Raw genomic sequence first — 14,275 nt, 5'->3', positions numbered from 1 at the left:
CAACTTATACTTATCTATCGTCATGAAAAGAATACTACTACTATTTCTGGTATTTGCATCAGCAAATCATCTCTTGGCTCAAGAAGCTGCTATAGGAGTGAGAGATCCAGAAGCTCACAAAAACACTGACCGTTTAGCCATTCTGGACACAATCAGCTTGCCCTTTGAGTTGTCCGATGACAAAAAACTCTCCCGAGAAGATATCCTAAACAAAAAGGAAGGGTTCTTTGTGACGGGTTTGCCCAGGTTTGAATTTGATCCTATCCGTGGATTTGGAATAGGTGGGAATGTGTTTTTCTTCCAGAATAAAACCAAGGAAGATCCATTCTTCTACTATACACCATACAGGTATAGCATCAATACTGAGTTTTTCATTTTTGAAAATGGAAGGGTTAGAGCAGCAGTCAATTTAGACGTGCCTTATATCTTCAATTCCAAATGGAGAATGAGGGCAGATGCTGTAATATGGGAAGACCCCAATGCCCAATACTGGGGTATAGGTCGGGAATCACTCAATAACCTAAGTTTTCAGGACAAATCGGCAGGTGCTGAAGGCGGTATCCGACAGTTCAACAGAGTAAATGACTACGAAGAAAATCTGAAAATCGCGGTACCAGGTAATGGCGGCAGACTTCAGACGGACACTCACTACAATCAATTTATCCAAAGAGAACTGCTTTTCAATGCCTTAGGTGAAAGGGTAGAAATGGGTGGAAAGCTGCGCTTAATGTTTGGCTATGAAGCTTTATTTACAGCTTTTGAAGATTATACGGGGCAGATTGCCGAGGAAGCTTTCTTGGCTGATGGAACAGAAGTAGAGGCGGTTCAAAGACAGACATTGGTCAATCAACAGATCAATGATGGTACTTGGGACAGATTCAATTTGTCCGGTTTCTCTGATGGTTTCAAGTTCACCTCTATGCTGGCTGCTGCTTTGATTTACGACACAAGAGACCTGGAACCAGATCCTTCCAAAGGGGTATTCTTGCAGTATTCCCATGAATATTCCGCTCCTTGGTTGGGTTCTGACTTCAACTTCAACAAGTTTATGGTGCAGGGACAGTTTATCCATACATTTCATAGATGGAAAAATGAGCGTAACAGGTTGACTTTTGCGGGGCTGGCGGCCTTTGGGCATATTTTCGGGCCTAATATTAACTTTATCGAAATGTGGGATCTGTCTTCCCAAGCCGAGGCTGGAGGGATTTTGGTTCTTGGAGGTGGTAGATCACTGAGAGGCTATAGGGAAGCTAGGTTTATGGCTCCTACAGTTGGCTTGGTCAATTTGGAAATGCGTGCCAGATTGCATGACTTTAATGCCTTCAATCAACATTTTGCTTTAGGGCTTACTCCATTTTATGATTTTGGAACCGTTTGGGAAGGATTGAGTGATGTACAACTGAACAATTTCAGAGGCGCTCCAGGTTTAGGTGGCAGAATAGCTTGGAACCAATCCACCATATTAAGATTAGACTATGCCCAGAGTAGAGAAGGAGGCCAGTTCTTCTTTGGCTTTGGTCATATTTTCTAAGATTAGGCGACTTTTGGCTTTGACCATTCTAGGAAAAACAGCTACTTTGTCAAATATGAAGCAAAGTAGCTGTTTTTTTTCGCTCGGATTTTTTGGGAAGCTTTTTTTGCTTGTCCTGTTTTTAAATTGTTCCTGTATTGGAAATAAAGTGGTGACTTCACCTACAGCCTTTCAGGGAGAATGTTTACAGGGATTGAATTTTGAGAGTGGGGAGGATAGTTTTTTGGCAGACTCTCTCAAAATCGGGATGAAACTTCAAGAAAACTTTGATGATAAATTCATTGATATGGCCATCGCCTTAAATGTGGTGGATGATTTGGAGAACTATTTGATTGAGGATCTTGAAAGGATTGAGAAGCTGGAGCTGAAGACAAGGATTTTTGGGAAAATCATGAAGATGGATATTGAACTTCACTCTCTAATGTCTGCAATAGATTGTGAAGAAGAAAAGGCCGAGCAAATAGCTTCTTTCTTGGAAAAAGAACTGAGGAAGAAAGAAAGAAACCTGACTGTGGCGGCAATCATTACCGGAGCTATTGTAGGAGTAGGTACAGGGTTTATTTTGGCCGCAGACAATTCCCGAAATGATTGGCCTGAATACATAGGAATAGCAGGAGGTTTGACCGAGGTTTTTCTTGGGCTTTCCATTTTGAGATTGGATAAAAGAGTTGTGATCAGGCATTCGAAAAATATTCTCAGGGATGTTTATGAGTCAGAAGATAGGCCTGCTTATTTCCCGCCCTCCACTTGGTATTACTTCAATAGTAAAAATAACAATAATCAAGAGGTTTCTTTAAAAGAGCAGCTTTTGGAAAGATGGGAAGCCTATAATATGAATGATGAGGGTGTTGCTATTTTATTTTCTGATGGAGGGGAATATTCTCCTGAACTTTTGAAAAGCAGGTCGGAAATGTTGGATCAATTGGAATCCCAGATTTCTCTAATCAGTAAAGATTTGCTTTACTTTCTAAATAAAATAGAGGCGATCAATTGATTTCTTCCAAAATGGACTTTTCCTGTATCCACATCATAAATGGCGCCGACTACTCTTAATTTCTTAGCTTCAATCAATTGATTGACATTGCGCACTTTATTTTTGAGTTCGTGAATGCCATGCATTACATTAGCTTCTATGGCTTTTTCATAAAAATCAGTAAAGCAATCAAAATAAAGAAAAGGTGACGTATCATTCAAATTTGGATTAAGCCATCCAAATGTGAAATATAGAATCCTTACATTCTGTATTCAAAGTCACTAAGATGGAATGAGTAGGTTTTTTAACAGCCATATTTTGCAATAGAGTTGCTTATAGAAAATTTTTTATTTTTCTTTGAAGAATGTTAGGTTCTATCCGTCATAGCAGACTTTTAGGAATGATGCCGCTAATGGTGTGGCTGATGATGCTGTGGAATGGGTTTCAGAACAGGCATTTTCATATTGGAACGCAAGGTGAATTTATTAGCCACGCGCATCCTATACAGGATGGAAATGAAGATCACGAGCATACAGAGGAAGAATTGATTTTTTGGGATTTGATCTCAAACCCTTTGTTTCAATTCTCAAATCCAAGTATTGATATCCCTGAAGTTCCAGAGATCAATTGCATTTTACTTGAGCTGGTTTATGATAAACCAGCATTTGAAAGTTTACTTTTAGGCTCCGAGACACTACGCGGCCCCCCTACCACAGTTTAAATACAAGTAACCCTCTAGGTATGTGCCTGTCTTTTAGTTTCCTAAGGGCTTAAGCTGTGCAATGCCTTATCCAACAGATTTTCTAAAAATTCATTCCAAATGACTAAATCACTGTATTTAGGCATACTTGGATTATTCCTGTTCTTAAGTCCTCTGTGGGCTCAAGGTCAAGCCTCATTGAGGGGAATAGTCTATGATGCCCAAAGCAAAGAGCCTTTGATAGGGGCGATCATCCAGCTTGAAACAGAACCAAAAATCAGACAGGCATCTGACAAGGATGGTGCCTTTTCTTTTGAGGTTCAAAAAAAACAACCTTTCAATGCACAGCTATTTTACATGGGTTATCAAACCCAAGAAGTAAAATTGGAACCGGATAAGGTGAATTTAATCTTTTTGGAACCGGATGAAACCAGCCTTACAGCTGTAGAGGTTCAAGGCGAAAAGTTCAGGCAAGACGGAACTAGAAGTCTTTCGATCAGTAACATAGGAAGTGAAGAAATCGGCAGGAATGTAACCGCTTCCTTAGGAACACTATTGGGAGGCATACAAGGGGTGTCTTTTGCTTCATTCGGTTCGAATATTCAGCTACCAATTATTCACGGCCTTTACGGAAATAGGATTTTGATATTGAATAATGGCTTTAAGCATGGTTTTCAAAATTGGGGATCGGATCATGCACCGGAAATCGATATTCAGAGTGCAGAATCCATATCGGTTGTGAAAGGTGCTGCTGCTGTGAGGTATGGGCCAGACGCTTTGGGTGGAGCTGTGATTACGGAATCCCATAGTCTTCCATTTCAAACAGGCCTGAACGGCTCTATATCTTCTGGTTTTCAAACAAATGGAAGGGGATACAATTCAGGTTTTAATCTGTCTGAAGGGTACGATCGATTTAGCTGGAACTTTGGGGGCAATATGAATATTGTCGGAGATAGACAAACTCCTGATTATATGTTGACCAATACAGGTGCCAGAGAGTATAGCATATATTCTGGAGGTAGGTACAAAATAGCTGAAAATCTGGTAGCTAGAGCTAATTACAGTTTTATGCGTCAGAACCTTGGTATTCTCAGGGCTTCTATTGGCAGCAGTGGTGCAGCTTTGATCAGAAACTTTGAGGCGGATAGGCCGGTGATCATCCGTGATTTTTCTTATGATATCAATGAACCCAACCAGTTTGTCACGCATCACTTGGCTTCCGTCAAACTGGATTGGAATCCCTGGCAGGACAACTATTTCAGTTTCCGATATGCATTTCAATCCAATGCCAGGGAAGAGTATGATGTGAGGAGAAATGCGGATTTACCGATTATTGACCTTAACCTGACCACGCACGACATTCAGGCTGATTGGACACACCGTTTGGCTCCCAATATTGAAGGTGTAATTGGAGGTCAATTATTGGCGCAATCAAACGGAAACAATCCCGGTACCAGTGTGACTCCTTTTATTCCAAATTATGAAAGTTTCAGGGCAAGTCTTTTTTGGGTGGAAACCCTCAGCTATCAAAATTCGGAATGGGAATTTGGACTTAGGTATGATTACGAGAGAAATTCCGTAGCAGGTAGGGAAAGGACGCAGGCTCCTTTTTCAGACCTTTTTACCTTTTCCAACTTTTCTGCGTCTTTGGGGTACATCAATCAGATCAACAACACTACCACTTTCAGATCCAATGTGGGTACAGGGTGGAGGCCACCAAACATGGCTGAGCTATATAGCTTTGGACAACACGAGGCCAGACAGATGTTCGGTTTGCTAAGGTATGAAGAAGATAGCGAAGGCAATTTAAGAAATGACCGCGTAGTGCCGATTGCAGAAAGTAATGTGCAGGCAGAACAGAGCTATAAATGGGTCAACGAAATTGAAGTAATCGGACAAAACAACCGGTTCAGTGCCTCAGTGTATGCAAATTATATCGCAAACTTTATTTTCTGGCGTCCCATAGGTGTGGTCGGTACTTTAAGAGGTCCCATGCCTACTTACATTTTTGATCAGGCCAATGCTTTTTTTACGGGTCTGGATATGACGTATGAAATTCAACATTCAGGCAATTGGGAAAGCCGGATAGGGGGGAGTTTCATTTGGTCCCAAAATGTGGAAAGAAACGAGCCACTGATCAATCAACCTCCCATCAATTTGAATTACGAATTGGCCTATTCGAAAAAGAATGTAGGGCCTTTTGACAATCTAAAAGTTGCATTGCAACCCATGTATACTTTCCGTCAGTTTCAGGCGCCAAGGGAGATTCAGATAAGGGATCTGATTGAAGGAAATGTTCAGATCGATTTGAGCTCCGAAATCTTTGACTTCATGGCACCGCCTCCGGGATATTTTCTGCTGAACGGTTATGCCAAAGTAGAAAAGGGAAAGTTTGCTATCGGTCTGCAAGTACACAATTCGCTGAATACCCGGTATAGAGATTACCTCAATGCCATGCGTTTTTTCGCGGATGATCTAGGAAGAAATATCATGTTAAACGTTCACTATAAATTCTAATTACTTATGAAAAATCAAAACAAACTACGCCAACTGTTGATGCTTTTGTTCATCATCTCTATCGGTTTTTCCTGTCAGGAAGCTGAAGCTCCAGAAGAGGAAAATGAGGTAGAAATCTTCACTGACATAGAACTCATTTTCACCGCAGAAGATGGTACTGTCGTAAGGGCACTTGCTGAAGATCCAACAGGTGGACTTGCAGTTAATTCAAGCTTTACCGTGCAGCCATTTACACTAAAAGCAAATACTACCTATACCCTAACTTTCGAGTTGCTTAATAGGTTAGTCAATCCTGTGGAGGATGTGCAGGAAGAAATTCTTGACGAGGACGATGAGCATCAGATGTTTTTTGAGTTTACCAATAATGCCTTTTCAAGTCCAGCAGGCAATGGAAATATCCAAAATAGAGATGGAGAGATTAATTACCTCGATTTTGATGACAATGGCCTCCCACTAGGACTAAGAACAAGATGGACCACAGGTGGACCCTTAGAAAACGGAACATTTAGGGTTTGGCTTGCACATCAACCGGGTGTTAAGACAGCTACTTCCAGTGTAAATGATGGAGATGTGGATTTTGACATTACTTTTGAAATGACTATCGAAGAATAAGAATCAAATAAAAAGCCAGTCCAAATATTCAGGACTGGTTTCTTTATTTCCCATACTTTAGCACAATGGCCAACCGTCCGGCATGATAGGCAGTATGAGAAGTAATCCTCCGCAAAGCTGCTGCTTTGGTTTTTCCGCCTTGATAAGAATTATGGAAAAATAATCGGAAAAAATTAAACTTGATAACATTTATTATCGTAATATTGCGATGTAATAATAAGTAAAATAAATTTGATATATGCTTTCAGCGAAATATAGTTGACATACAATTGAAATATGATAGAATTAAGCCTCGGCTAAATAATATAATAAGCAATGCATAACCTTTTATATTTCAACAGTATATCAATCATATCTCTACTTTATTTCAAAATTCATCCTTCTACCTTCTTAATTCCTCCTTTATAAAATGGGTGTCACCAAAACAGATCTCTTCACAGAAAAGCAAAACGAACTGGCCAAAGTAGCCAAGGTTTTTGCGCATCCGGCACGAGTAGCCATTCTTGAATACCTGATCCAAGCCAACTCATGTATCAATGGAGATTTGGTTCAAGAACTGGGATTGGCGCAGGCCACCATTTCCCAGCACCTCCGTGAACTAAAGGAAATCGGGCTGATCAAAGGAAGCATAGAAGGTGTTTCTGTGAATTATTGTATTGACCCCATTCGATGGGCAGAAGTGCAAAACCTATTCCAAGACTTATTCAGCGGTTTTCCGAAGATATCGGGATGCTGTTAGTTTAAGACACAAGATGCTAGATACAAGATTCAAGACTTGGGTTCGTGAATTTATGTTGTTTTGGACTTCTAAATCGAAAAGAAATCAGTTTCTGAATGTTAGACTTCAGATGTCTCAATAATTAACAAATAAGTACTTCTTCTTATTTCTAGTGTCTAATATATACTTAAAAAAACTTGGCGCTTTTGTGCCTTTGCGTGCAACACTATGAAAACAACCGAATTCACCAAAACCCTTCAAGAAAACCCTGAAAAGGCCCTTTTTTTTGAATACCAGTCTGGACAATATGTCAGAACGGACTATCACATAACAGAAATCAAAAACGTGAACTTCGATACCGTAGACTGCGGAGGAATCCGCAACCAATGGTCAGAAGTGCATATCCAACTTTGGGAAAATGAAATTCCTGAACCGGACCATGCAGTGGATACCAGCAAGGCCATGAAGATCTTTGATGTAGTCAATAAGGTGAGGGAAACCTATCCCGATGCAGAGATCAAGTTTGAATATGGCAATGCTGTGTTCCCTACCGCCGTACTTCCCATCTACAATATCAAAGACACTGGAAATGCCTTGATCGTACAACTCACGCCAGACCAAACCACCTGCAAAGCCAAAGATCGGGCTTCCACACCTGAAGAAAAAGCTGCCGCTTGCTGTGGCCCTGTTTCCGAAAAACCAAAAATAAGAGTTTCACTTGCCTCTCTACAGTCAGCAAATAGCTGTGAACCTGGATCGGGATGCTGTTAAACCAGACACAAGATTTAAGATACAAGATACAAGACAGAGAATAGAATCGAGAAGCGAGAGACTAGACAATCTTGATTCTTATTTCTTGTCTCCCTGATATGGGGCAGGCTTTGTCTCTTGTTTCTTGTCTCTTGTCTCTTGTTTCTCAAAAATATGAACCTATACCCCACCCTCCAATCCCACATCGAGCAGGCCCTGGCGCTTCCGATAAGCGAAGAACGCAAAGCCGTACTTCAAGTTCTGATTGACTATGTACAACAGAAAGCCGATCAAAATCAGGAAATCAACCTGAATTTTATCTGTACGCACAATTCCCGAAGAAGCCAATTTTCGCAAATCTGGGGAAAAGTGGCTGCAGCCTTTTTTGGCATAGACATCAACTCCTTTTCAGGAGGTGTGGAAGTCACGGCCTTCAATGAAAGGGCGGTGGCTTCGATCACAAGATTTGGATTCAAGGTCAGCAAAGAAGGCGAAGTAAATCCTAAGTATTTTGTTTTCTATTCAGAAGATAAGGATCCCATTGTTACCTTCAGCAAAGTCTATGACGATGCTGCCAATGCTCCCAAAGGATTTGCAGCAGTGATGACTTGCTCCCATGCAGATGAAAACTGCCCCTTTATCCTTGGTGCTGAAGCCAGAATTCCCGTTCGCTACGAAGATCCAAAAGCCTTTGACGACACCGATCAGGAAGTAGAAATGTATGATAAAAGGTCTTTGCAGATTGCCTCTGAAATGCTGTACGTGTTTTCAAGGATTAAAAAATAGATATTGGTAGATATTGGATATTGATTGATATTGTTTCTGGCTCAAACCAAATATCTATCAATATCGCGGAGCTAATATCAATAAGTATCAGTCCATATATACAATGAAAGATAAAAACAGTTGCCAATAAAACTTAGAGCAATGTCAGAAACCAAAAAAATCGCCTTTTTCGAAAAATATTTAACCCTATGGGTTGCCTTGTGTATAGGTGTGGGGATTCTGATCGGTCATTTGGCGGGAGATGATATCTCGGTCTTGTCGGATTTGGAAATCTACAATGTCAACCTACCCATTGCCATTCTGATCTGGCTGATGATTTATCCCATGATGTTGCAGATTGACTTTGGAAGTATCAAAGGAGTCGGCAAAGCACCAAAAGGATTGGTCTGGACATTGGTAATCAACTGGCTGATCAAGCCCTTTACGATGGCCTTTTTCGCATGGATTTTCTTTGACCAATTGTACTCGGCTTACATCGAACCGGATATGGCAGGGGAATACATTGCAGGAGCCATCTTGCTGGGTGTGGCACCTTGTACTGCTATGGTGTTTGTTTGGTCTTACCTCACTGATGGAGATCCCAATTATACATTGGTACAGGTTTCTGTCAATGACCTGATCATTTTGGTGGCCTTTGTGCCATTGGTAGGTTTTCTATTGGGCATTACCAATGTGACTGTACCTTATGAAACCCTGGTTGCCTCTGTAGTGATATTTGTGGTGATTCCATTGATAGCAGGGGTCATTACCAATAAAAGCCTGATTGCCAAAAGTGGAGAGGAGTGGTTTAAAAATGAATTCTTGCCCAAATTCAAACCGGTAAGCATCATTGCCTTATTACTGACCTTGATCTTGCTTTTTGCCTTCCAAGGACCCAATATCCTGAATAATCCATTGATAATCTTACTGATTGCCGTACCCTTGATTATTCAAACTTACTTTATCTTTTTTATTGCTTGGTTTGGGGGAAGAAAGCTAAAGCTTAGACATGCAGTGTGTGCACCAGCCTCGATGATCGGAGCGAGTAATTTCTTTGAACTGGCCGTCGCTGTGGCCATTGCCTTATTTGGCTTGGACAGCCCAGCTGCTTTGGTCACAGTCGTGGGAGTGCTTGTAGAAGTCCCAGTAATGCTACATTTGGTTAGTTTGGCGAATAAGTGGAGGTATTAAAAATTGAAATATGCCTTCGGCGAAATATGGAAAAACCCTATTTCTAATGTATTTCAATCATATTTCAATATTATTTCCATAATGTTTCAACCATTTTCCTAACCTACACCAACTTTACTTTTTTCCTGCCTGAAATCTTACTTTGTATGTTGTATTAATAAACCATGGGAAATAACCATCTGCTCCAAAAGCAGATATACCCAATGCATTTTTGATATTTGGGTTCTTGGATTTCCATTCTGCTTCAAGTTCAAGTAATAGACCTAGCCTTTGATACTTATTGATTATTGTAAATGGAACAGGATCCTGCGGATTGAAGAAATTTCTTTGCCTTACGGATTCGCCACCTAACTGAAGCGAAGGCCCGGCTCCAAAAGCTAGCTTGAAGCCTGAGTCCCTTTGTAAAATATCATATCTCAACGTGGGACTTATGAAAATTCCGGAGGATTGATCTAAATCGGAGGATTCATTTGTTTCCAGGTTTCCCAAAGACTGATAAAACGAGACTCCTGTATTTAATGAGAACCGTTTGGCGAAACGATAGTTTAATTCAGTTCCCATATTCATTCCCCAAAGAAGATTATTACCATCAATGGATGCCCCACCACCAATAGTGTATTCAAGTTTTGAGTCTATCTCTTGAGAAAAACTGATCATAGGCAACAAGCATAAGAGACAGGTCATTGAAATGTGTAGATATTTTTTCATAATAAATAAAGTTTTACATTTAAATATTGAAATTGTATTTAATTTATTTAATAAAAAATTTGTTTAAGAAGGCTTAACTAATTCTTTATAATTTGTAAGAAATATTAACAATTTAAGAGCAATCATTACTATAATTGGTACTTAATCAAATCTTAATTCTTTCATTCGTTAGAAAAAGATTTTCTTAATCGAGGATGATATTGCTTATTCAATTCTAGAAAATAGGCCGAATATTTAGAATATAATCGAAAAATTAGGCCTAATTTTTCGATTATAATTTTTTTCTTCTATATTCGAAGTGAATAAAATATACGAATATGCTAAGAAGGGATCTAATGGAAAGTATCATAAAAAGTTGCTTTCAGGGAAAAATTATCCTTCTCTTTGGTGCCCGTCAAGTTGGCAAAACCACACTTTTGCAAGAGTTGGTAAGCCAGTTGAACCTGCCAACTTCTTGGCTAAATGCAGATGAATCCGATGTGTTCGAAGCTTTCAACAATGCCACCACTAGCACTCAACTGCTACAATTGATTGGTCAAAACAATAAATTAGTGGTCATCGATGAAGCTCAACAGATACCTGAAATTGGGAAAAAACTCAAACTGATATTTGATAGCAAAGCGGATATTCAGGTTATAGCTACAGGTTCTTCTGCATTTGAACTGCAGAACCAAACAGCAGAACCACTTACAGGAAGAAAAAAAAGCTATCATCTTTATCCCATCAGTTATAAGGAAATTGTAGCCAATAGCTCAATCTTGGAAGCCAAGCGTCTATTGGATACACGCTTGGTGTATGGCTCCTACCCAGATGTGGTTAATAATCCTGGCAGAGAAAAGGAAATATTGGTAGAAATTGCCCAAAGTTACCTTTACAAGGATGTTTTACAAGTTGATAATATTAGGAAACCAAGTCATATAGACAAATTGCTTAAAGCTTTGGCATTCCAGGTTGGAAGTGAAGTCAGCTATCACGAACTCGCACAAACCATTGGTAACATTGATACTGCAACAGTTGAAAAATACTTAGATCTTTTGGAGAAAGCTTTTGTCATTTTCAAACTTCCGGCATTCAGCAGAAATCTGAGAAATGAAATTAAAAAGGGCAAAAAATATTATTTCTATGATATTGGGATCCGAAACGTATTGATCAGCAATTTCTCCCAACCTGAAATGCGCTTGGATAAAGGCGCACTCTGGGAAAACTTCTTGATTTCGGAAAGGATGAAAATCAATAATTATCAAGGTAGGTTCGTCAACTCCTATTTTTGGAGAACACATGATAGGGCCGAAATTGATTACATAGAAGAAATCGATGGAATCCTCCATGCTTACGAATTTAAATGGAAAGAGCAAAAAGTTAGGTTTCCAGCGTCCTTTCTGACTACTTACCCTGAAAACGAAACCGTTTTGGTCAACAGATCTAATTTTGAACAATTTCTCTTATAAAAAGTAACTTTTCCAAAGTTTTGAACTTTGGAAAAGTTATATCTCTTGAAAAAACATGCCTAAGATTTCAAACATATTCTAAAAATTAGGCCGAATATTTAGATTATAATCTAAATATTCGGCCTAATTTTCTTATTTCAACCTCAGCTTCACTCCCCCATTGATCACAAATCCATCCAGTGGTGCATAGATTTCTCTGAAAGTTGGGGCATCGATGCTTCCTGTGAAAATGGTATCAAAACGGGTCTGACGGGCATCAAGAAAGTTCTCAAAATTGATAAACACCGAAAACTTGTCCCAAATCTTCTCCGCCATAAAACCCATGATCCAATACGGTCGGCCTACAGCACCATCACTCAACTGCTGCTCACTGAAATAGTAAGACTCCCAGCCGATTTTCCACTGATCATGCACTTCGTAAAACAAGACTGAATTGATCCTATGTCGTGGTGTCAGGGGATTTTCACTGACATTTCCATTACTCACAATTCTGGCATGGGTATAGGTATATCCCATAAACCACTTGAAATCTCCCAACTCCCATTTGATATTCGTTTCTGTACCCTTGGTATCACTGTATCCATCAATATTCACAAACCTGAATTCATTTCCTCCAAGTGTCTCCAAGAAAAGAGGGTTGTTCAAATAAGTGTAGAAAAACAGGTGATTTACACTAAAGAAAAGTCGATCATCGAAAAGAGAAGTCTTGTAATTCAAGTCCCAGTTCAGGCCATAACTTTTTTCCAAGCTATTTATTTCAGCATCTATAGGTCTGATATTCTGGTACTGGAGGCGCTCGCTTTCTTCTGTGAAAATCGTAGGAGCCTTATAGCCCAATCCTCCACCTAATCTGGAGCTGAAGTTGATATTGGCGCGGTATAGCAAAGCGATTCTTGGCAACACTGCCCAGCCATAATCCAGTACATAGTCCGTACGCAAGCCAGACTCCAGCACCCATTTTTCACTCAGATTGGTATTGTTCTGAGCAAAGGCACCGAGCGTGTTCATGGTGTAATCACGTACAGGAAAATTGCCATTAGGCTGCTCTACAAATGCCTCTGTCCACAGGTTCCCTCCAAACACCCAATCCGATTGCTTACCATCCAGTTGATAATTGACCTCAGTAAAGGTGGAGTGCTGTACGGCATTGAAATCATAGCCTCTTGTACTGAGCCTCCTGTCGAAGTAGTTGTAACTGTTTTTGACCTGTAGCCTTTTGCCTTCTTCGAGCCTATGATTGAGTACAAACTGTGAGCTGACCCGCTCACTTTGATTGCTTTCAATAAAGGCAAGAGGATTTTCCCTCTTTCCTCTCAAGAAATCCATGTTTCCACCGATGCGGTCTTCTACCGAAATGTTGACGCCCAACTCAAGGTCAGTACGAGAAGATGGGTAGAGGAATAGCTTTGGGTTGAAAGTAAATCGGTCAAACTTTGGGATGGCGCTCAGCCCAATGTCCGATGGGTCAAAGGGAGAGTTGGTATTGTAGGCCGCAAAAAGTGTGGTACCCACCCTGTCATTTCGCTTGCCATAGAACCCCGACACATCAAATCCCCCTGCGTTGGTCCCGTTGAAGACAAAATCCAGAGTACCACTTTCAGTGGGTCTTTTGGAAATCAAGTTCACCAATCCGGCTATTGCTCCACCACCGTAGAGTGTGGAAGCGGAGCCTTTGATCAATTCCACTTGCTGAAGATCAAGCGGTGGGATCTGTAATAAGCCCAAACCGCTTGCTGCTCCTGAATATAGCGGAAACCCATCTTTCAAAATCTGGGTGTACCTTCCATCTAATCCCTGGATACGGATAGAAGCATTAGCTGAAGTTGGTGAGGTGACCTGCACCTGAATACCCGTACTCTCACTCAGGAGCACCCGGATATCTCCAGGCTTCATGTTTACTTTTTCATCCAATTCTTCTCCTGCTATGAATTCCACACGGGTAGGAATATCCTCTATCGTTCGTGAACTCCTGGTGGAAGTGATGGTGACCGTTTCCATGTGGTCGTGTTCCTCGTGTAGCAGCACGTCCATTGGCATCTTTGCGAGGTCTTCAGGTAAGTTGATGACCAGCTGCTTGCGCTCGTAACCGATCAACTGAAACCTGATGGTATATTTCCCATCAGGCAGTGCTGGCATTGTCAATTGGCCATTTTCATCGGAAACAGCCCCTTTTCTATTTTCCAATATCAAAGCAGTCGCTCCCATCAGTGCTGTGCCTTCATGCTCGTCCATGATGACGAACTTCATTTCCTGTGCAAAAGCAAAGGCGTATAGTCCCAAGCCCAAAAGGCAGGACATAAATATTTTTTTCATTGATATACTTGATCTGATTTAACATAGTACTGGCTGCTGAGGAGACTGA

13 protein-coding genes are annotated in these 14,275 nt (G+C 40.5%); 10 read left to right on the top strand and 3 right to left on the bottom strand.

What is annotated here, in order from left to right; genetic code table 11:
- The first annotated feature begins 22 nt into the window (after positions 1-22).
- Both omp85 and EGN73_RS16120 read left to right on the top strand, forming a co-directional pair.
- Positions 23-1,531, top strand: a complete 1,509-nt coding sequence (omp85, locus tag EGN73_RS16125; RefSeq protein ID WP_246611618.1) for an Omp85 family outer membrane protein — start codon at positions 23-25, stop codon at positions 1,529-1,531.
- On the top strand, positions 1,476-2,525 hold the full coding sequence (locus EGN73_RS16120) for a hypothetical protein (protein ID WP_246611617.1): 1,050 nt from the start codon (positions 1,476-1,478) through the stop codon (positions 2,523-2,525). Before omp85 ends, EGN73_RS16120 begins: the two co-directional genes overlap by 56 nt.
- Here EGN73_RS16120 and EGN73_RS16115 read toward each other — a convergent pair.
- Positions 2,492-2,725 carry a carbonic anhydrase gene (locus EGN73_RS16115; protein ID WP_219292168.1) on the bottom strand — a complete coding sequence of 78 codons (234 nt, stop codon included), beginning with the start codon at positions 2,723-2,725 and terminating at the stop codon, positions 2,492-2,494. The two genes, EGN73_RS16120 and EGN73_RS16115, sit on opposite strands and share 34 nt — an antisense overlap.
- A gap of 143 nt (positions 2,726-2,868) precedes the next feature.
- Here EGN73_RS16115 and EGN73_RS16110 point away from each other — a divergent pair, with 143 nt between their 5' ends.
- The 7 genes from EGN73_RS16110 to arsB all read left to right on the top strand — a co-directional run bounded on the left by EGN73_RS16110 (position 2,869) and on the right by arsB (position 9,757).
- Positions 2,869-3,225 carry a hypothetical protein gene (locus EGN73_RS16110; RefSeq protein WP_219292165.1) on the top strand — a complete coding sequence of 119 codons (357 nt, stop codon included), beginning with the start codon at positions 2,869-2,871 and terminating at the stop codon, positions 3,223-3,225.
- 99 nt (positions 3,226-3,324) lie between these two features.
- Positions 3,325-5,721 (top strand): TonB-dependent receptor, encoded by a 2,397-nt coding sequence (locus EGN73_RS16105; protein ID WP_219292162.1) that lies wholly within the window; start codon positions 3,325-3,327, stop codon positions 5,719-5,721.
- A 6-nt stretch (positions 5,722-5,727) separates the two neighbouring features.
- The gene (locus tag EGN73_RS16100; protein ID WP_219292159.1) at positions 5,728-6,333 is read left to right on the top strand and encodes a hypothetical protein; all 606 of its coding nucleotides are present in this window, start codon (positions 5,728-5,730) and stop codon (positions 6,331-6,333) included.
- Between the two features lie 409 nt (positions 6,334-6,742).
- Positions 6,743-7,072, top strand: a complete 330-nt coding sequence (locus tag EGN73_RS16095) for an ArsR/SmtB family transcription factor (protein ID WP_076497924.1) — start codon at positions 6,743-6,745, stop codon at positions 7,070-7,072.
- 207 nt (positions 7,073-7,279) lie between these two features.
- The gene (locus EGN73_RS16090) at positions 7,280-7,822 is read left to right on the top strand and encodes a DUF6428 family protein (protein ID WP_219292156.1); all 543 of its coding nucleotides are present in this window, start codon (positions 7,280-7,282) and stop codon (positions 7,820-7,822) included.
- Positions 7,823-7,975: 153 nt separating this feature from the next.
- Positions 7,976-8,587: a low molecular weight phosphatase family protein gene (locus EGN73_RS16085; protein WP_219292154.1), complete on the top strand. Its 612-nt coding sequence runs from the start codon at positions 7,976-7,978 to the stop codon at positions 8,585-8,587.
- A gap of 141 nt (positions 8,588-8,728) precedes the next feature.
- Positions 8,729-9,757, top strand: a complete 1,029-nt coding sequence (gene arsB, locus EGN73_RS16080) for an ACR3 family arsenite efflux transporter (RefSeq protein WP_219292151.1) — start codon at positions 8,729-8,731, stop codon at positions 9,755-9,757.
- Positions 9,758-9,871: 114 nt separating this feature from the next.
- Here arsB and EGN73_RS16075 read toward each other — a convergent pair whose 3' ends face one another.
- Entirely contained in the window at positions 9,872-10,465 is a 594-nt protein-coding gene (locus EGN73_RS16075) for a hypothetical protein (RefSeq protein ID WP_219292146.1), read from the bottom strand.
- A 335-nt stretch (positions 10,466-10,800) separates the two neighbouring features.
- On the opposite strand from EGN73_RS16075, the gene EGN73_RS16070 reads away from it, so the two are divergent.
- A complete protein-coding gene (locus EGN73_RS16070; RefSeq protein ID WP_246611616.1) occupies positions 10,801-11,913 on the top strand; it encodes an ATP-binding protein in 1,113 nt (370 codons plus the stop codon).
- Between the two features lie 132 nt (positions 11,914-12,045).
- Here the strand turns inward: EGN73_RS16070 and EGN73_RS16065 are convergent, their stop codons facing one another.
- Positions 12,046-14,226 carry a TonB-dependent receptor gene (locus tag EGN73_RS16065; RefSeq protein WP_219292141.1) on the bottom strand — a complete coding sequence of 727 codons (2,181 nt, stop codon included), beginning with the start codon at positions 14,224-14,226 and terminating at the stop codon, positions 12,046-12,048.
- Positions 14,227-14,275 lie beyond the last annotated feature (49 nt).

This window comes from Arthrospiribacter ruber (genome assembly GCF_019343195.1).
Classification (GTDB): Bacteria; Bacteroidota; Bacteroidia; order Cytophagales; family Cyclobacteriaceae; genus Arthrospiribacter; species Arthrospiribacter ruber.
Note: the sequence above shows the minus strand (reverse complement) of the source record. Positions and strands in the feature narration are given on the sequence as shown.